Origin of the sequence: Paenibacillus sp. O199, from assembly GCF_001636635.1 — a bacterium.
GTDB lineage: Bacteria > Bacillota > Bacilli > Paenibacillales > Paenibacillaceae > Paenibacillus > Paenibacillus marchantiae.
Genome location: NZ_LGRP01000013.1, coordinates 12,482 through 32,063, shown reverse-complemented (window position 1 = coordinate 32,063; position 19,582 = coordinate 12,482). Strand labels below are relative to the sequence as shown.

The window sequence follows — 19,582 nt, the reverse complement described above, 5'->3', positions numbered from 1 at the left end:
TTTAAAATAAAAGGATATCCATGGTCGTGTGATCATCATTCGTACATTTTATATAAACAAAATACTTCATTATGTTTCAAATATATAATTAACCCAAAGGGTACAGAAAGGAAACGAATACGCGCATGAAAACGAAACTGTTATACATTGAAGACGATACGGAAATTGCTACATGGGTTAGGGCCGACTTGGAGGAGCGTGGATATGAGGTGGTATGGCTCGGAAGTGGTGAAGGTGCGGCTGAAGCTGCCGGGGGCTGCTCGTTGGTTATTCTGGATGTCATGCTGCCGGGACTGGATGGATTTACGGTAGGACAGCGACTCAAAAAGGAACATCCTGAAGTGCCCATTGTCATGCTCTCGGCTAGAACGTCCATTGACGATAAGCTGCACGGGCTTGATTTTGCCGATGATTATGTAACCAAGCCATTCCATCCCGATGAACTTGCCGCACGGATTGAAGTCCAGCTTCGGAAGGCAGGGACAGCGATCTCGGCCGATACCGTGGTAAAACTGGACCACTTGTCCATCTACGAGAAGGATCACCGGATCGTGAATGAGGAGACAGAGGAAGAAATTATTTTATCGGGCAAACAGTTTCATATCTTCGCCTACCTGCTCAGGCATATGGGCATGATTCGAACCAAGGAACAGATCTACGAAGCCGTTTGGAACGAGCCTTATCTGGACGGGGACAAGACATTAATGGTACATATCCGGCATCTGCGCGAGAAGCTGGAGCGTGATCCGGCGAACCCAACCATCATTCAAACCGTTCGTGGTGTTGGTTATCGTGTGAAGAAGCCATGAGAAGAAAAGCGACGATGCGCGATCCATCCGATAGGAATAAGGGAGTGAAACGTAGTCTTCCAGGCAAACGGAAAATGCGTTTTGGACGGACCTTGATGTCCCGATATATTCTCCTGATCTTGGCAGCGGTTTTGTTTGTGCCGGTCGTTCTCCCCATTACATCTATTATCTATGTGGTGGTGGTGAACAATACAAATAAAGACAATACGGCACCTTATGGCGATAGCACGAAAATTAGCAACCTGTGGACCCGGGAATCCGAGAAGTTGGATGGGGCGACATCTGAAAAAATCAATCAACGTATGGAACAGCTGCACCGGAAATATCCCAAATCTTCGATGTACCGTGTGGACCAAAACGGTGAAACGGCATTTATTCTCGCTGGAGAGGACGTTGATGTATCGGAGTCCACCGTGGATGGAACAACAATGACGACATTGAAATGGACGTTGGATCATCCAAATACAGAGACCCGGATTCCTTCGATATGGAATGCAAACAGCTCCCTGGAATTTATGAAGGAAGCCTCCTATCGTGATCCGCTAACGGTTGTTTCTTTTGTGGGTGGAGATAGTGAAGACAAGGGACAAGGGTTTATGGTGATTGAGGTTCCAAGGTATCTTTTGCAAAAGCCACAGAACAACTGGCCTATGGAACTTTTGTATTTGGGTGGATTGATGATGATCATCTTCCTGTTATTTATCATCATGTCGATCCTGTTCTTTGCGCGAATTCGCAAGCGGCTCATCCGGCTCCAGACGGCGATGATCACTCCGGGTAAGGAAGGCATTCCCCTTCCTGTGGAGATTCGCAGATCGGACGAGATTGGACATCTGGAGGAATCGTTCAACGAAATGGTGCATCAGTTGACAGACAGCCGTCACCGGGAGCGGGAGGAAGAGCAGCTTCGCAAACGTCTTGTCGCGGGATTGTCGCATGATCTGCGTACACCGCTGACCGTCATCCGTGGACATATGCATTCCCTTCACAAAGAACCACTAAGCACGGCTGCGGATACTTCATTGCGTCGTATGGAAGCCAAGATGGATGATTTGAGTGGATTGATCGATAACATGTTATCGTACAACCTGCTCACCAGCGGAAAATATACATTGAAGCTGGAACAGAAGGACGTCCTGCGAATCGTCAGAGAAACGGCAGCGGCCTGGTATCCCGTGTGGGAGAAAGAGCAGTTTGAGATTGATATCGATCTGCCGGAAGAACCGTTGCTCTGGCAGGTTGATGAGCAGGGATTACGTCGTGTTCTCGATAACCTGTTTCAGAATGTCATCCGTCATGCAGCGAGTGGAAAATATATTGGCATATCGACAGAACAGATCCATGGGGAGAAGGCTCTTGTTATTCAGGATAGGGGCCCAGGATTGCAGGAAGATTCGGATACCAAGGGAACAGGTCTGGGGTTATCCATCGTGGATCTGCTGATTCGTGAGATGGGGCTGCGGAAGAGGGTAGACAGCTCTGAGAATGGATTGCGGGTGTGCCTCTATAGCGGCGGAGGAGCTGGGAAATCAAGGCCGTACCTTTTTTTAAACAAAACTTAAACTTCAACCGACTTCAGCTTTAACCTTGGAAGGTTACGATGATATCCGAGGTGATTAAACAGTGACTGATAACATTATTCAAACCGCTAACTTATGGAAAACATACCGGGACCGTGCGGCGGTCCGTGAACTTGATCTGCATATTAAAAAGGGAGACATTTATGGCTTCCTTGGTCCCAACGGCGCTGGCAAAACAACAACTATTCGTATGCTTCTTGGCTTAATCAAGCCAACCAAAGGTGTCATCCGTGTATTCGACAAGGATATCCGCAAGGATCGCATGGACATTCTGCGACGTGTCGGTTCGTTGGTTGAATATCCGTCTTACTATGGACATCTGAACGCGGTGGAGAATCTGGAAACCTTGCGCCGGATATTGGATGTACCCAAATCGAGGATTGCCGAAGTGCTCTCTATCGTGGATCTGACCCGGGATGCCAAACGTTCCGTAAAAGGTTACTCGCTTGGGATGAAACAGCGTCTGGGGATTGCATGTGCCTTGTTGGGTCAGCCGGAGCTGCTGATTTTGGACGAGCCGACGAACGGTCTTGATCCAGCGGGCATCCAGGAGATCCGGGAATTAATCAAACGCATGCCGCTGGAACACGGCATCACCGTACTGGTGTCCAGCCATTTGCTGAGTGAAGTGGAACAGATGGCGAGCCGGGTTGGCATTATCCGTGAGGGGAAAATGGTCCTTCAAGATACGATCGCCAATCTGCATAGCCAGACGGGCAGCTCCATTCGACTGACCGTTTCCGAGCCGGAAGAGGCGATGAAGCTGGCACGAGAGCAGGGACAATTCGGTCAACGTGAAGGAGCGGCGCTCACGTTCCCGTATATGGATAATAGCGCGATTGCATTGCTGGTCCGTCGATTGGTCGAGCAGGACCATGCGGTTTATCGTGTGGAAGAGCACCGTCAATCCCTAGAAGACTTGTTCATGCGGGTCATCGGTGAGGGGGCAACGGTATGACGGGCCGTGCGTTATCGTCCGACTGGCTCAAAATTCGTGGCAAAGGTATCTGGTTCCTCGTTTTCTTGGCCCCCATTGGACTGACGGCGATGCAAGCTTTGAATTTTGGGCTTCGTTTGGACTATCTGAAAGAACAGTATGGGGGTCATCTGTGGGAGAGTTTGCTGGATAATGTGGTTGTTTTTGTACCGCTTGCCTTGATGCTGGGGGCGACGATTCTCAGTTCGATGATCGCAAATGTTGAACATGAGCAGGGATCATGGAAGCAATTGCTGGCGATGCCAATCACAAGACCTGCGGTGTATTTGGCCAAATTCCTGCTCGCTTGTATGCTGCTCATCATATCCTGCTTGTTATTATCAGCGGGAATTATTGGTCTGGGACTGCTGCTTGGGTTCGACGCTGGTGAGATTCCCTGGACACATGCAATCAAGCTGGGTTTATTGCCACTGGCTGGCGCGCTTCCGGTGTTATCGCTGGAGCTATGGCTGACGATGGTAAACAAAAATCAGGCTCTTCCGGTCACTCTCGGCATTGTACTCGCGGTAATGGGGATGTTCGCACTCAGTATCTCACCGTACTTTCCGCTTGCTTGGGCACAGATGGCTTGGATCAGCCCGAAACCATTTGTGTATATCGGTTTGGGTGTAGGGACGGGGCTCCTAATCATGTTGCTGGGTATGATGCACTTTAGCCGGAAGGATGTGGCCTAAGATGAGTTTTGCAACAACCTATTTCCGAATCCTGTCCTCTGAGCGACTCAAAATGGGTAAATCACCTATCTGGCTTCTGATTCTGCTGAGTCCGTTAATCGCACTGCTTATTGGGCTGCTGTCCACACCATCAGGTCAATGGAATGTGCTTATGGGTTCAATGGTCTTTCTGCACGGTTTGTTATTGCTGCCCATCCTGACCGGCGTATTTACCTCTTTCGTCTGTCGATTCGAGCATGCGGGGGGAGGCTGGAAGCAAATGCTGGTGCTGCCGCTTACTCGTACGGGCGTATATGCAGGCAAACTGACCATCGTGATTTTGCTTCTGGCGGGCACACAATTACTGTTGCTGGGGGCCATCCTGCTGACAGGTACGATCCAGGGCATGACGGATCCCATCCCATGGGGATTGCTTACAGGTAAGCTGCTGCTGGGGCTATTCGCTTGTGTGCCGCTCGCTGCTCTCCAAATGTTCGTTTCCTTGGTATGGAGCAGCTTTGCCGCACCGCTGGCATTGAATTTTGCGTTGACCGTACCGAACATTCTGATCGTGAACTCGGCTACATTTGGCCCATATTACCCTTGGGCGCAGCCGATGATTCTAATGACACCTTTTGAAGGTGGGGGATTTGGAGCTTACAATGTTCCACTTGGGACCATGCTTGTAGTAGTCGGGGGCAGTGCAGTTCTCTTCATTTTAATTGGAGTTTTATATTTTAGAAAAAAAGAAATTTAATCGTAGAATTTATTCATTAGTTGTGTAATAAATTCCTTTTAAGCAAACATAGACCTCAGTTATTGACGGACTATGTCGCTTAAAGGGGATTTTTTTGTCGCTTTTACATGGTTTTGGTGAAGAGATTGTAAGCAAATTCGAACTGGAATCTGGTAAAATAAAAAAAGCTGTTTCTAGGAGGGCTTACATGGTTATTCGAGGGTAGGCCCATTTCGCCGAAAATTATATTTTTTGGTTGTTAGATGAAGATATAGGCTAAGAAAAGAGGGGTAAGCCTTGGATATTAATAAAACGGAAACCCTGAAGCGCATTATTTCTGAGGGAATTTCTTACCAATCCTTGTTTTTTAATCACCCAGATGCCATATATGTGATGGACATCCATGGAAATTATATTGATGCCAATCCCTCGATTGAGAGGATTTCAGGGTATACATTTGAAGAACTCCGTAGCTTAAATCGAGATAGGATTTGCCCTCCTGAGAGTGAGGAGTTACGAGGAGAATACATTAGGGAGGTACTGGCTGGCCATTCAGTCAGTAAGCCGATCACGTTTTATCATAGAGACGGTTCCCTGAAACAGGCCAAGATTACCTATGTGCCCATAACGGAGAAAGAAGAGATTGTGGGGATATACGGTATTGCCAGGGATGTAACCGAGATCGTGGAAGTGGAACGTAAATTGCATGAAACGCAGGAGAAATATCAGATGTTGGCGGACCATGCTCAGGACCTCATTACCACGAGTTCGATGGACGGCAAGCTGCTTTATGTCTCTCCTTCCGTCTATTCGTTGCTGGGATATCGTCCGGAAGAGGTAACAGGAAAGTTCCTGAAGGATTACTGTTATCCTGAGGATTACCCTGAACTTCTAGAGATGTCGTCGAGTGGGAATGGCTGCAAGATGCGAGTGCTTCATAAGAAGGGGCACTACATCTGGATGGAAACACTGGCAAAGCCGGTGGCCGGAGAAGAGGGCAAGAATACTCAGATCGTCAGCGTCAGCCGGGATATTACCCAGCATAAAAATGCAGAAAGACGTCTTAGAGAGAGTCGTCAACGTTACAAATCTCTCTTCGAACATAATCCAGCAGCGGTATACTCGCTGAATCTCGAAGGCAAATATACGGCAGTGAACCGCAATCTGGTCAAAATGCTGGATGTACCTCGGAGCAAATTGATTGGGCAGTCCTTTCTTTCGCATTTGGATAAATGTGAAGTGCATGGTGGGCAAGCATATTTCGAACTGGTGAAGCAGGGGAAACCCCAACACTATGAAACGCGGATCGTGAATTCCAGTGGCCGGAAGGTTGATGTATCTATCATTAATGTTCCCATCATTGTGGATCAGGAACTCGTGGGTGTATATGGGATCTTGTCTGATATTACGGAGCGTAAGGATTATACAGAGCAGATCCAGGAGCTTAGCAAACAGCATGCTCTGATTCTTAACTCGGTTACAGAGGGCATCTATGGACTGGACGCAGATGGCATCACCAGGTTTATGAATCCGGCTGCTGCTTCCATGTTCGGCTACGAAGCGGAAGAGTTTGTCGGCAAAAGCTCGCATCCTATCATTCATCATTCACGTGCAGACGGCAGCTATTTTCCAAAAAGTGAATGCCCTATTCATATGACGGTGATGGACGGGCAGCGTCGCACTGTGAAGGAGGATGTGTTCTGGCGCAAAGACGGAACCAGCTTTCTGGTGGAATACCAGGTTACGCCAATTATCGATGAGGGTCAGATTCGTGGCGCCGTTATAGTGTTCAATGATGTGACGGGTGATCGCGAAATTGTGCGCGCCAAGGAAACCGCTGAACTCGCGGCACAGGCCAAGTCGGAATTCCTGTCCATGGTCAGTCATGAAATTCGTACACCAATGAATGGAATCGTGGGGATGACTGAATTGCTAATCAGCACGGATTTGTCGGAGGAACAGCGAGAATACGCCGAGATCATCCGTGAGAGCGGTGATGCACTGTTAAATATCCTGAATGACATCCTTGATTTCAGCAAATTGGAATCTGGGAAAATGGCTTTGGCCTACGAACCGTTCTCGCTGCGCATCATGTTGGAACAGGTTGCGGAACTTTTCTCGTCTAAAGCGGAAGAGAAGCAGTTGAAGATCCGATATCGTCTCAATCCCGACATTCCTGAGTTTATGGTGGGCGATGCGATGCGTATTCGGCAAATTCTCGTCAATCTGGTGAGCAATGCCTTGAAGTTTACGGATCAGGGGGGCATTGATGTCACGGTAGATATTATTCGTGGCAATCGACCGGAAGCGAGTGTGCTGGACTTTGCGGTGAAGGATACGGGGATCGGTATTCCAGAAGATAAGCTGGATCAGTTGTTCCAGTCGTTCTCTCAACTGCATCCTGTCATTAACCGCAAATATGGCGGGACAGGTCTTGGATTAGTCATCTCGAAGCGACTCGTGGAGATTATGGGGGGCAGTATCAGTGTGGAGAGTGAAGAAGGAAAGGGATCAACCTTCCGGTTCGCTGTGCCTGCCACAAGTGTAGATGCGACTGCAGAGGCAGAGCAATCTGCACGTCAATTCAGCCATGATCGGACACGCCAGGGGGATAAGGTAGCAATACGTATTCTTGTTGCCGAGGATCACCCGGTAAACCGAAAGATTTTATCGGAGTATCTAGAGAAGCTTGGATACCAAGCAGATGTATGCACCAATGGCGTTGAAGCGATTGAAGCCATTTCGCAAAATGCCTATGATATTGTCCTGATGGATCTTCAGATGCCTGTTATGGATGGACTCAAAGCAACAGACCTTGTACACCGATTAATTCCGCAGGAGCGTATTCCAGCTATTATAGCGGTAACCGGAAATGCCAAACGTGAAGACAAGGAAGCTTGTTTGGAGATTGGGATGCGTGACTTCATCAGCAAACCAATCATGCTGAGTGAATTAAAGCGGGTATTGCAGCAATGGGGGCCAACAGATGAACCGCAGCTTGCACCAAGCTGAAGACTCGTACTCCCAAGGTGGATAAAAACAAACAACAAAAAAACGCCAATGACGCTTCTGTATCAGGAGGTTATTGGCGTTTTTGTGTTTCTGTTTATTTTGTTATGGTCCATCCTTAAATGGCTGAACTGGTCAAACCAGGGTAAGACGATTGATGTTACCTGACAAAACTTCGCATGAACGCTCGAATTTCTCACGTTCAGATGCATCCAAATTCAACTCGATAATCTCCTGAATCCCATCCCCGCCAATAATGGCTGGAACACCTGCGCATACGTTGTTCTGTCCGTACTCTCCATCAAGAATTGCGGAGACAGCAATGATCTTGTGTTCATCGTTGAGAATCGAACGGGTAATATGTGCGAGTGCGTTACCGATTCCGAATTGGGTGGAACCTTTACGAGTGAAAATTTCCCAACCGGCGTCTTTCGTTTTGCGGGCGATATCTTCCAGGTCCAGATGTTTGAAGCGTTCCTTGTGCTGTTCCATAATGTGCATAATCGGTTTGCCTCCGATAGTGACATGGGACCATGCCACGAACTGGGATTCCCCATGTTCCCCGAGAGCATATCCATGCACGCTGCGTGGATCGATGGAGAAGACCTCTGACAACAGCGTTTTGAGCCGGGAGGAATCAATAGACGTACCTGTACCGATGACTCGTTCACGCGGAAGACCGGACAGCTTCCATACCATATAAGTTACTATGTCAACCGGATTGGCCGCGACGACAAAAATCCCCCGGAATCCGCTATTCATGATAGGAACAACGATATCTTTGGCAATGGACTCCGCTTCCTCCAGAATATCCAGACGAGTCTGCCCTGGCTTCGGATTCGCTCCGGCAGTCAGGACTATGACGTCCATGCTGCCGCAATCTGCATAAGTGCCAGCGTATACCTTCGTGCGGTTATGTGTGAAGTCCATGCAATGGGAAAAATCCAGCGCCTGTGCAACCGCACGGTCATACGTCCGGTCAACCATCATAATTTCTCTGCATATCGATTGATTAATCATGGAATATGCACAACTTGAACCGACAAGTCCCGCCCCGATCACCGCTACTTTACCTGATTTGCCTAACACTGCTGTTCAGCCCCCATTTACATTTGATTTATCCGTTCGTAATAATACATATGTTAAGTATAGTCCTTTATTTTATGCTAATAGCTGCTTCTACGTTACATAAGATAACACATGGAAAAGCTGTGCAGCAATGATTTCCTCTGTCGCGGGAGCGTATTGGAGTGACGGAGTTAACAAAATTGACATGAATAATTCATCCTCATAAAAAGTGACGGCGTTTGCACCAACGAATTTCGACATGACAGCATTCATGCTCATTGTCGGATGAAGGGTTATTTTTACGAATGTGGCAACTGACAAAAGCTCTTATGAATCCGCAGAAACAGAAGAAAAGCGTCAAAGGGATCTGCAAAGAGACTGACGAATACATACGGACAAGCAAATGAAATATGCGTACTTGATCTATGAGACAGGTTGACCCGATCCGATGACAGTTCCAAAAGGGAACGCTGAAGCCACTACCTTATATTCAAAAAGACTTCATTCCGGGAGGGAATAATAATGATTGAAGAAGTAGGAGCAACGACGGAAACGGCCAAGAGCCTGGGCATTGGTGCCAGTACTCTTCGTAAATATGCGGCAGCGCTTGAGGAACAAGGGTATCGATTCGAGCGTTCCGCCAACAAATCCAGATTGTTCAAGTCGGACGATATCGAGTGCATCGAACGCCTGATGACAGAACTTAGGGAACATAACCTGCCACTTGCAGATGCTGTGGTGACCGTACTGACTCCAGACGTGCCTGTGATGGTAATGGAGGAGGCCTCAGTGGCAGAATGTGCGGCAACAGTGATGCCTGCAATATTTCCTGAGGAACCTGAACTAACTGGAGCATTGAGATCTTATGAAGGTCTGGGACAACTGGTGAGTGAAGTGACTTACGGTGCTGTCGGACAGCAGGATGATCAGGTCCAGCTGCTGCAGCATCGGGTGGACGAACTAGAGTTAACGCTGCAGCATCTGGCGGATACCCATCTTGCTCTCCAGGAGCAGATGGAGAAGCAGCGCCTATGGATGAATGAGAAGCTGGAAGAGGAGCGAGACCGTGAACTGGTCACCAATCTGCGCAGCTTCCAGGGAAGAAAACGCAAACCCAAAGGAACATCGCTTCGAATGTTGTTCGGGCTGCTGCCCAAAAAGCACAAAGAAGCCTGAGAACCCTGTCCATGCTCGTCGTGATTTTACACAGCTAGCTTGGTATAATGAGCCCATACAACAACAAGACTGGCTGCTGATCTGCTCTGCTTAAACGGAAAACAGGAGATCAGATGGCTGGCGTGGGAGGACCTGTGGAGCTGCGACGAAGCTGGCAAAGACTACTCGGCCTATGGACTGATCGTCCCCGGAGGAAAGGTACGAAGATCGCCGGGCGTTATACGATATATGACTTGCTTGGTATGGGAAGTTATGGACTGACATACCTGTGTACCGATGAACAGACTGGCAAGGATGTAGCGTTAAAAGAATCCAAACCCAGCAAGGGTAGACTCGCTGTACGGTTGCTGGACAGGGAGGCGGATGTGATGAATCGGATGGATCATTCGGCCATCCCTAAGTTGCTGGATGTGTTCACATACCGGGCGCGCAGTTACATTGTCACCGAGTATATCCTTGGGGAGACACTGGAACAGTGCATATTCGAGCAAGGCCGCAAATATACGGAACAGGATTGTCTGGAGCTGGTAAAGCAACTACTGGCTCCCATTGTGCATGTTCATGAGCAGGGATATATTCATGGGGATGTCCGTATTCCAAATGTCATTTTACGTGACGGGCAGGTGCATTTGATTGATTTTGGCCTGGCGCGGCGCATGGGGGAGCCGTTGTTGCCTGAGCTAAAACGCCGGATGCGTGAATTGCCCGAGCCTGAAGATGAACTGGCTGCGCCGGATCAGGATTTGCAGGATCTCGGTCATTTTCTTTTGTTCATGCTGTATTCCGCTTACGAGCCAGAGAAGGGCCGCAAACCGGCTAGTTGGCAGGAAGAACTCAAGCTTACGCCGGAAGTTCACGATATGCTGGAACGACTGCTTGGACTTCGTCCAGGCTATGAAGGTGGAGCGCTGGAATTACAGGCGGATATTGACCGTGTGCTGATAAAGTTGCGATGAAGAAATAAATAAGGGTTGTTTTGCTAACCGTGAAGACGGCTGGCAGAACAACCCTTTTAATACATATACGATGATTTAGCGCCAGTCTAGCTGGAGCTGTATTTCCTGCTTTTATAATAACCGGAGCCGTGGCGGCTATCCCGACGCTTCGCATCCGAAGATGAATAGCGTTGATAGGCACGCTTGCCTGAGGAACTGCTGTGACGTTTATATGAGCGTCTATCCGATGAGCTGTTACGCCTACGATGAGATGAAGATTTAGAATCGAGGAGTTTGCCGATAATCTTTTTGAACATGAAAGTTCATCCTTTCGTCTTCAACCGTTTTAAGCATATACGGGGCTCTGTTGGAGTGGGTTTCGGATTTTTTAAGGGGGATTATATTCATTGGACAGGGGCTAGGCATATAATAGAATGTTGAGGATTACACGGAATTTTTTATTTTGAGCATTTCGCGTTACAATAGAAGACAGGATGAGATTTTAACGGACAGGAGTAGTTGTAATGATTACGTTGAAGACCAAAGAACAAATCGAACTTATGAAGAAGGCTGGAGAAATTCTTGCCGCATGCCATAGAGAAATTGCTGGAATGATCCGTCCAGGGATCACGACACAGGAAATTGATCAGTTTGCAGAAGCTTTTATGAAGAAAAATGGCGCTACACCGGAACAAAAGGGATACAACGGATACCAATATGCGACATGTGCGTCGGTTAATGATGTGATCTGTCATGGATTTCCAGGAAAATATGTACTGCAGGATGGAGACATCGTTACGATTGATATGGTCGTGAATCTGAACGGCTGGCTGGCCGATTCCGCTTGGTCGTATGCGGTGGGTCAGGTGACTCCAGAAGCACAACATTTGTTGGACGTTACCAAAACATCTCTCTACAAAGGGATTGAACTGGCTGTGATCGGCAACCGGATCGGTGATATCTCCAATGCGATTCAGACGTATGCAGAAGGTGAAGGTCTATCGGTTGTCCGTGAATTTATCGGTCATGGGATCGGCGAGAAAATGCATGAGGAACCACAGGTGCCTCACTACGGCCCACCACACCGTGGTCCACGTCTCAAGGAAGGCATGGTTATTACCATTGAGCCGATGCTGAACATTGGTACGTACCGTAGCAAGCTGGACTCGGATGGTTGGACAGCACGTACTCAGGATGGAAGTCTGTCTGCCCAATATGAGCATACGATTGCCATTACAGCAGATGGTCCTGTCATTCTGACTGCTCAATAATTACGCTCAATGTCTCCAATGTGATGATATTTGCATATTTCAAGGCGGCCCACGTTTGTGATCCGCCTGTTTCGGTTTAAACTATTTAGAGGCGATACACATAGAGCCGGTGGTGAATGATATCAGCTGACAGAGGGTTAACCCCTGTCCACTGGCAAGAAGGAGGTCATTTTGGTGTCTGAAAATAAACAGATCGTACTTGCGTCTCGTCCCGAAGGTGCCCCATCCAGAGAAGACTTTAAATTCATTGATGCACCCCTTCCTGAACCGGAAGCAGGACAAGTCCTGGTACGTACGCTATATTTGTCTGTAGATCCATACATGCGGGGCCGCATGAAAGATACAAAATCCTATGCTCCCCCCTATGCGTTGAATGAAGTGATCAAGGGCGGAACGATTGGGCAGGTGGTGGAGTCTTCGGAACCCAATCTGCGCAAAGGGGATTTGGTATCCGGCATGTGGGGCTGGCAGCAGTATGCAGCCGTAAATACGGGAGATATTTCCTTGATTGATACAGAAGAAGCTCCAATTACGGCTTACCTGGGTGCGCTGGGCATGACCGGTTTGACCGCTTATTTTGGCATGGAAGATATCGGTAAGCCGAAGGACGGCGAAACGGTGGTCGTATCGGGAGCAGCCGGAGCGGTAGGTATGATTGCGGGCCAGATCGCCAAGATTGTAGGTGCGCGTGTAGTCGGGATTGCAGGTTCTGACGAGAAATGTGCTTACCTGAAAGAAAAACTGGGATTCGATGTGGTGTTGAACTATAAGCACGAAGAGGATATGTCTGCTGCCATTGAACGGGCTTGCCCGGCTGGCGTAGACGTTTATTTCGACAATGTTGGCGGTGAAATCTCCGATGCGGTACTAAGCCATATTAATCGGAATGCACGTATTCCACTCTGTGGACAGATTTCGTCATATAATTTGGAGAAGCCGGATATCGGCATGCGCCCGCAGACGTTACTATTAACGAATACAGCGTTGATGAAAGGTTTCCTGGTGGGTGATTATGCCAAGTCCTTTAAGGAAGGCCGTGCCAAACTAGCAAAATGGATCAAGGAAGGCCACTTACAGTTTGAAGAAAACATTGTGGAAGGTTTTGACCAGACACCGGAAGCATTTATGGGCCTCTTCTCTGGAGATAATCTGGGCAAACAGCTTGTAAAGGTTGCGGACCCTGAATAGATATAGAATCCCTTGAATATATGCCAGAACAGGAAAAGACACGTTCCGCACGGTGAAGTGCACAGAACGTGTCTTTTTAGTTGTTAGGAAGTTGCGATGATGCTAAGATTCGGCAGCAACAACTTCCTTATAGTGCTTGTACATATATACCCGCCAGCGTACGATCATACCGAAGGCCAGAAGGAAGAACAACCCACCCGTTTGAGGAATGCTCACATAACGCTGAATGACTTCGTGCAGGATTAGACGTATTGCCAGCAATCCAAGCAGAATGAACGCGAAGCTTCGTGAACGTGTGGCGAAAATTTCTTCATTAACTCTTTCAAAGCGAGTACTGCGAATGAGGGGGTACGAGAATATAAACCAGCCCACCAACAGCGCGATAATTGCCCATAGAAGCGGGACATGTGTCTGGGGTACAACAAACATGAGAAAACCCGTGCTCATTCCCAGCGGGGGAATAAGTATTTTGCGAATGGTTACCGGACGATGGCTGGCTTTCATTCGAATAAAAATGGCAAGCAGGGCCATGACGAGCATACCCAGAGTTGCACCGATCTGAAGGTAAGACGGACTGATTTGAGCCACGTAAAACTCCCTCTTTCTGGAATAATATGTTATCCGGACATCCGGAACATGATGCGAATTACCGGAATTTTCTGTTTCTATTATATCACAAACGAAGAAAGCCGATAGAATGCTTAGTGTATCATTTACCCGGATTGTATATGCAGGGTTCATTTGAAAAATTTGTATTATTGTACCCACTGTAAGGCGGTTTATTCGAATAAGGAGAATTCAGGAAATGAACGAACATTTAGGGTCATAAATAATCGGTGATTACAAGACAGATAACCAAGTGGGTCATATAGAGCTTGTCATGCGAGTGCACAAACATATGAAACAGATGAAAGAGCGTGGACGTATTATATACATTCCCGATCCGATCTATGGGTGGATGGGCTACAGGAGGAAGGACAGTAAGAACGGAAAGGAGTAATATGCCGATCATAGGAATACCTTGGAACAGAGCAAGGAGGAATACGCTTCATGAATAGAAATCACAGGCCACTCACGGTATGGACTTTGGCTTGCCTGACCGTGGTATCAGTGGTTCTGGTTATCCCCTGGATTTTGTGGCAATCACAGGCACCGACCCAGCTTAACATCATGATTGTCGACAAAAGTAAACCGGACTTGTCCTATGTGGGGCATAAGGGACTAGTCTGGATTCTGAATCAGCAGAAGATTGTCCAACAGACAGGGGAACATTATACGTATGAAGAAGACTACTACGGATATGATATACAGAACGGAATCTCCCGGATTGAACGGAAATTGCCGGATGAGGTGACCGACACGGACCTGATCTATCTGACGGCGAATCATCATATTTCATCTACAGATACGAATGAACGTATACAAGGCAAAGCTTATGAAGGTCTTACGATATATGATGCGCACAAAATTCGTGAAGCTGCAACCAAAGGCGTAACGATTGTCGCTGAGTTTAGCGCCTTGTCGAATGCTGTTTCGAACATGACAAGAGAGCAATTGTATCCGATTCTGGGCATGAAAAGCAGCGGATGGCAGGGGAGATCGGTATCGGATCTGCAGAGCTTGGATGAAGTGCCACAGAAGGTACGAATGAACTATGAGCTTAGGGAGAAAAAGGAGTGGCCCTATCATGGAGCAGGTATTGTACTGATTCATGAGGATGGACGTGTGATTGTACTGAAGCAAGGCCGTGATGTAAAGACCGGTGACATAAAGCTCTCCTTTACACAGGAAGGTGGGAAATGGAGTGGAATTACCCGGGATATCCATTACAGCGAATGGTTTGACATCATTGTGCCTGAACAACAGACTACTGTACTGGCTTGGTATAAGACGGATCTAACGGAGAGTGGTCAGCTGAAACTGATGGACGCAGGTATTCCGGCGGAATTCGCTGCTCTTATCCGGTATGAGGGCTATAATCGGACGTATTATATGGCAGGATCATTCGGAGAGCTGGAGCATTATTCGTTCTGGCGCCGTATCAAGGGATGGGATGTGGTAAAAACGAAGCTCACACCGGATCAAAAGGGTGTTCCGGATCGGTTTTACTGGAAAGTATATGTACCCGTGATGAAGAAGATTTTGCAGGAAGTCCAGACAGGGCAAGCACCCTGGCAATAGAAAAGCCGTTCCTTTGGTAGCGGAACGGTGGGATACATAAGGAGGGCTGCAGATGATCTGCAGCCCTCCTCCATTTGGCATCAGGATATATCGGGTTTTATGAATGAAGATGTTGCAACCCATTCAGGAAAGCGGCCACGGACAGTTGCAGGCTCTCATCCGGGTCAAAGTTCATACCGAAGCCACCTTTTTCACCCATGGAGGCGAAGCCGTGGCAAAGACTGCGTAAACCGCGAACGGCATGGAGCGTTTCCGCTTCACTTAGCGTATAGGGCTGCAACAGGCGGAGCAGCAGATCTAGGGCAGCTGTACTCTCCACAACGAGCTGCGGTTCCTGACGGTCCGGGGCATGGAAAAAGGCTTCGTACAGCCCTGGATGCTTGCGGACGAAGCCGATATATGCAGCAGCGACCTCCTGAATGGCTTCGTCACCCGAACGGCCGACAGAAGCCTCAGTTAATGCAAGCCTGAGCTGCTGTGCGGACATCAACGCCATTTCCTGGCGAAGCCCGGGAAGACCGTTGATGTGGTTGTAAAGCGACGGGGAGCGCACATCCAGCCGCTGGGCCAGAGCGGCCAGTGTTAGCGAATGGAATCCGTCGCTGTCGGCAAGCTGGGTGGCGGCGCTTAACAGAGCGCCGCGATCCAGCCCTTGCCGGGGGCTCAAAGTTGCCCCCCGGCAGGGCGCAGCCGCTGCTCTGCGTCTGCTGTAGCTGCGCGCATGGCCGCGGCGGGCTGACGCAGCATTCGTCCGTGCCCTACAGCGAGCACGGACGGCTCCAGCTCAGCCAGGCGCTTGGCGCTGGCAAGAGCAAGTTCACGGTTCCACGTCGCCAGCGCGGGGAACGGAAAGAGCGGGCGCAGGCGGCCGGATACGGCGAGGCCGCCGTGCAGCTGATACGCGTCGCCAGCGATGAGCACGCGGCTGCGCGTATCCATGAAGGCCATATGGCCCGGCGTATGGCCTGGGGTAGCAATGGCGACCAGGGATCCGATCCGGTCGCCGTCATCGAGCAAGCGATCCGGCCGGGTGCGGATCGCTTTGGGAACACTGCCGCGTACCGGAGTCTGTGGCTCGCCGGGAAGCAGGGAGGCGTCTCCGCCAAGCAGTGGGGCATCTCTTCTTGAGATGCAGACCTCGGCTTCAGGTAGCGCCTCCTTAAGACCATCCAGTGCACCAACATGGTCACCATGGGCGTGAGTCAGAATAATTCTGATAATCGGTTTGCCCAAGGATTGTGCAGTAGCCAAAATCCCCTTGAGACTGAATGGCATTCCGGCATCAATAAGGGTAAACCCCTCTTTTTCTTCAACAAGATATACGTTCACAGGGAAGAGGCGTGGAAGGAATGAAACTTGGACAACATCATGCTCACGTGTAATTCGCATCATTAAATCCTCCTTAAAACTAATGTTGTTAGTAATATAACTAATGTCATTAGTTTTTGCAATACCCTATGTAGATTTGCTTAAAAAATAGCATATTTTAAAATCCCAAAACACTTTACAAAAAAAGCGTTTTCAAAATAGGAATAACCGATTATAATAATCTCGTAAGCCCTTTCATATGTCTATCTTATTGGAGCCTTTCGCGAAGCGATAGGCTCACTTTTTTTGTTCTGTTCCCTCAAAACACGGAGGAACTCAACCTTTTTACTGAGCCTATGAAGGGCCTGTATATACTGGTATGACAGGGGGAATCAGGTTTTCTAACCCTTAAGTTGAGAATGTTGACAAACATAACTGTTATTCCTATAATAACAGTTATACTTGCCTTGGATTGAATTTTCAGCGGTGAACGATATGCCGGGAAGGGAGTAAGTAATGAACAGTGAATTTACCATTGCTGTGCACTGTCTGGTCTTTCTGTCCATGAAGGATGAGTGTATGGCCAATAGTGAAGACTTGTCTCAAAGTGTTGGTACGCATCCAGCCAGAGTACGCAAGGTGCTTAGTGTGCTGCGGAAGCATGGATACCTGACCACCAAGGAAGGTGCCCACGGTGGATATCTGCTCAGCCGTCCGAGTGAAGAAATCAAGCTTGGAGAACTGTACAGACTGGTAGCAGGTGGATCACTTGGTCCCAGCTGGTGTTCGGGAGAATCCGGTTCAACGTGCGTTGTTTCTTCCAATATGCAGGATGTGATGGGAAGTATCTACGATGGAGGCGAAGAAGCATTAAGCGCTTATTTTGACCGTATATCCATTGAGGATGTGAAGCATCGTATCGGTAATGGGGAAGAATGTTCTTTGTCTATGGAACCCTTGGCCATGAAGGATAGGTCGTGACAGAACTGATCGTTAACAGCTCTTCATGACCTGGCCTTGGACTGCTGCTATCAGGCATGGTGGACAAGCTATATAAGGGCGTTTGCTCCGGTTGTAAGATCCGTTGATGTTTCAGGCGATTCCGGGCATAACGTGAACACAGATGGAAGCGATCGTCTGCGCTGATGTTATTTTCGGAAGGTGAGTACTCGGTAGAGTTTGACCTTGCGAACGTAAAAAAATAAAAAAAGAATTTGGGGAGTGGAACGCATGTCCAGCATTGAAAACAATGAAACACTTCGCGTGATTAACGAACGTCACGCTGTCAAAAAGTACGAAAGTGGTTTTGTTATGCCTGAAGCAGATCTGAACGCTATCCTGACTGCCGCTTCCGAAGCACCGTCTTCATGGAACCTGCAACACTGGAAATTCCTCGTGATCGAATCCGAAGCAGACAAAGCCAAGTTGCTGCCAATCGCTTACGGCCAAAGTCAAATCACAGACAGCTCCGTTACGATCGCTGTACTCGGAGATTTGGAAGCAAACCGCAACGCCGTGATTTATGATCAGGCTGTTGAAGCAGGTGCGATCCCGGCTGAAGTTCGTGACGCATTGGTTGGACAGATCAACGGTGCTTACCAAAATCCGCAAATCGCCCGTGACGAAGCAATCCGCAATGCATCTTTTGCTTCACAGAACATTATGCTTGCTGCACGTTCCCTGGGATATGATACTTGCCCAATGGGTGGTTACAACCCGCAACAATTGATCGAAACATTCAACATCCCTGCGCGTTATTTACCAACGTTGTTGATCACTGTAGGTAAAGCTGCAGTACCAGCTCGTCCGGCAGGTCGTTTCCCGCTGTCCGAAGTTGTTGTTAAAGGTTCTTTCTAAGACTGATTTTGGATCAGTTATCGCTATAGAGAGTAATATATATAACGTAAATAGCCGCATGTCCCCTTTAGAGGGAACATGCGGCTATTTGGTATTTAAATGATGAAGAAGGGCATTATTTCTCTGGTGTTTCCGGGATTTTCGGTGCATTGAAATCTTCCAGATACTCAATTGCGTTATACATCATAACCGCAGCTTCGGCGCGGGTAATCGTTTCCTTCGGATTGAAGTTGCCTTCTGCATCGAGTGTATTAATCTTCAAGACAAGGGAACGTTGAACAGCACCTTGAAATTCTGGAGTCAGCTCTTTTTCATCCGTGATGTCTACAGGTTTGATGTTAATCATCGGCAGGCCGCCTTTGGCTTCAATGCCCTGCATCAAGAAAAGGGTATACTGTTCACGGGTCAACGCCTTGGAAGGATCGATATCGTTGGACATCTTAATGCCATTGAATTGGGCACGGACAAAAGCATCACTGTACCATACGCCATCTTTTACGTTGGAGAAGTAGTCACTTGGCAGGGGTTGTTTGATAAAACGAATCGTGTCCAAATTCAGATGGAGGCCATCTGCAATGAGCTGGATACCCTGAGCTGTGTTTAGTTCCTGTTCCGGTTTGAACAAGCTATCACTCACGCCTTTGATTAAACCATCCTGATGTAGGGATTCAATCTTGTCTGCCCCCACAATACCTTGAATATCAGTGAATTCCGCTTGAGCGGCGTGAATCGGACCAGCGCTCAGAGAAAGGGTAAGTAAAGCTCCGGCTGTTAATGTAGCCAATATATTTTTTTTCATATCAGATTCGCCTCA

The 19,582-nt window shown here is 48.3% G+C and carries 18 protein-coding genes and 1 pseudogene; 13 read left to right on the top strand and 6 right to left on the bottom strand.

Annotated elements, in window-relative coordinates:
• Window positions 1–125 precede the first annotated feature (125 nt).
• From A6049_RS19185 to A6049_RS19160, 6 genes are all read left to right on the top strand, one after another.
• Entirely contained in the window at window positions 126–809 is a 684-nt protein-coding gene (locus A6049_RS19185; RefSeq protein ID WP_063566209.1) for a response regulator transcription factor, read from the top strand.
• Window positions 806–2,371 carry a HAMP domain-containing sensor histidine kinase gene (locus A6049_RS19180; RefSeq protein ID WP_205412030.1) on the top strand — a complete coding sequence of 522 codons (1,566 nt, stop codon included), beginning with the start codon at window positions 806–808 and terminating at the stop codon, window positions 2,369–2,371. The genes A6049_RS19185 and A6049_RS19180 overlap by 4 nt, the downstream gene beginning before the upstream one ends.
• A gap of 61 nt (window positions 2,372–2,432) precedes the next feature.
• A complete protein-coding gene (locus A6049_RS19175; protein WP_063566207.1) occupies window positions 2,433–3,347 on the top strand; it encodes an ABC transporter ATP-binding protein in 915 nt (304 codons plus the stop codon).
• The gene (locus A6049_RS19170) at window positions 3,344–4,060 is read left to right on the top strand and encodes an ABC transporter permease (RefSeq protein WP_063566206.1); all 717 of its coding nucleotides are present in this window, start codon (window positions 3,344–3,346) and stop codon (window positions 4,058–4,060) included. Before A6049_RS19175 ends, A6049_RS19170 begins: the two co-directional genes overlap by 4 nt.
• 1 nt (window position 4,061) lies before the next feature.
• On the top strand, window positions 4,062–4,796 hold the full coding sequence (locus A6049_RS19165) for an ABC transporter permease (RefSeq protein ID WP_063566205.1): 735 nt from the start codon (window positions 4,062–4,064) through the stop codon (window positions 4,794–4,796).
• A gap of 276 nt (window positions 4,797–5,072) precedes the next feature.
• The gene (locus A6049_RS19160) at window positions 5,073–7,787 is read left to right on the top strand and encodes a PAS domain S-box protein (RefSeq protein WP_063566204.1); all 2,715 of its coding nucleotides are present in this window, start codon (window positions 5,073–5,075) and stop codon (window positions 7,785–7,787) included.
• 132 nt (window positions 7,788–7,919) lie between these two features.
• Here the strand turns inward: A6049_RS19160 and A6049_RS19155 are convergent, their stop codons facing one another.
• Window positions 7,920–8,873, bottom strand: coding sequence for an L-lactate dehydrogenase (locus A6049_RS19155; RefSeq protein WP_063566203.1), 954 nt, complete (start codon window positions 8,871–8,873; stop codon window positions 7,920–7,922).
• A gap of 501 nt (window positions 8,874–9,374) precedes the next feature.
• On the opposite strand from A6049_RS19155, the gene A6049_RS19150 reads away from it, so the two are divergent.
• The 4 genes from A6049_RS19150 (at window position 9,375) to A6049_RS19135 (ending at window position 13,422) form a co-directional block, all read left to right on the top strand.
• Window positions 9,375–10,028: a MerR family transcriptional regulator gene (locus tag A6049_RS19150; protein ID WP_079695818.1), complete on the top strand. Its 654-nt coding sequence runs from the start codon at window positions 9,375–9,377 to the stop codon at window positions 10,026–10,028.
• A 113-nt stretch (window positions 10,029–10,141) separates the two neighbouring features.
• Window positions 10,142–10,984, top strand: a complete 843-nt coding sequence (locus A6049_RS19145) for a serine/threonine protein kinase (RefSeq protein ID WP_063566202.1) — start codon at window positions 10,142–10,144, stop codon at window positions 10,982–10,984.
• 503 nt (window positions 10,985–11,487) lie between these two features.
• Entirely contained in the window at window positions 11,488–12,234 is a 747-nt protein-coding gene (map, locus tag A6049_RS19140; protein ID WP_063566201.1) for a type I methionyl aminopeptidase, read from the top strand.
• Window positions 12,235–12,408: 174 nt separating this feature from the next.
• Window positions 12,409–13,422, top strand: a complete 1,014-nt coding sequence (locus A6049_RS19135; RefSeq protein ID WP_063566200.1) for an NADP-dependent oxidoreductase — start codon at window positions 12,409–12,411, stop codon at window positions 13,420–13,422.
• 102 nt (window positions 13,423–13,524) lie between these two features.
• Here the strand turns inward: A6049_RS19135 and A6049_RS19130 are convergent, their stop codons facing one another.
• On the bottom strand, window positions 13,525–14,010 hold the full coding sequence (locus A6049_RS19130; RefSeq protein ID WP_170867906.1) for a CcdC family protein: 486 nt from the start codon (window positions 14,008–14,010) through the stop codon (window positions 13,525–13,527).
• Between the two features lie 462 nt (window positions 14,011–14,472).
• Here A6049_RS19130 and A6049_RS19125 point away from each other — a divergent pair, with 462 nt between their 5' ends.
• Window positions 14,473–15,603, top strand: a complete 1,131-nt coding sequence (locus A6049_RS19125) for a hypothetical protein (RefSeq protein ID WP_063566199.1) — start codon at window positions 14,473–14,475, stop codon at window positions 15,601–15,603.
• Window positions 15,604–15,700: 97 nt separating this feature from the next.
• Here A6049_RS19125 and A6049_RS19120 read toward each other — a convergent pair whose 3' ends face one another.
• From A6049_RS19120 to A6049_RS19115, 3 genes and pseudogenes are all read right to left on the bottom strand, one after another.
• Entirely contained in the window at window positions 15,701–16,090 is a 390-nt protein-coding gene (locus A6049_RS19120) for a TetR-like C-terminal domain-containing protein (RefSeq protein ID WP_240321495.1), read from the bottom strand.
• A 51-nt stretch (window positions 16,091–16,141) separates the two neighbouring features.
• Window positions 16,142–16,270: pseudogene (locus A6049_RS34160) on the bottom strand (TetR family transcriptional regulator); the annotation flags it as partial.
• A complete protein-coding gene (locus A6049_RS19115; protein ID WP_176854719.1) occupies window positions 16,267–16,992 on the bottom strand; it encodes an MBL fold metallo-hydrolase in 726 nt (241 codons plus the stop codon). The gene A6049_RS19115 and the pseudogene A6049_RS34160, both read right to left, overlap by 4 nt.
• 435 nt (window positions 16,993–17,427) lie before the next feature.
• Here A6049_RS19115 and A6049_RS19110 point away from each other — a divergent pair, with 435 nt between their 5' ends.
• Together A6049_RS19110 and A6049_RS19105 are read left to right on the top strand one after the other, a co-directional pair.
• On the top strand, window positions 17,428–17,892 hold the full coding sequence (locus A6049_RS19110; RefSeq protein WP_063566196.1) for an Rrf2 family transcriptional regulator: 465 nt from the start codon (window positions 17,428–17,430) through the stop codon (window positions 17,890–17,892).
• Window positions 17,893–18,141: 249 nt separating this feature from the next.
• Complete coding sequence (locus A6049_RS19105) at window positions 18,142–18,768, top strand: nitroreductase family protein (RefSeq protein WP_063566195.1); 627 nt, start codon at window positions 18,142–18,144, stop codon at window positions 18,766–18,768.
• Between the two features lie 115 nt (window positions 18,769–18,883).
• On the opposite strand, the gene A6049_RS19100 is transcribed toward A6049_RS19105, so the two are convergent.
• Window positions 18,884–19,567 carry an S-layer homology domain-containing protein gene (locus tag A6049_RS19100; protein WP_063566194.1) on the bottom strand — a complete coding sequence of 228 codons (684 nt, stop codon included), beginning with the start codon at window positions 19,565–19,567 and terminating at the stop codon, window positions 18,884–18,886.
• Between the last annotated feature and the right edge of the window lie 15 nt (window positions 19,568–19,582).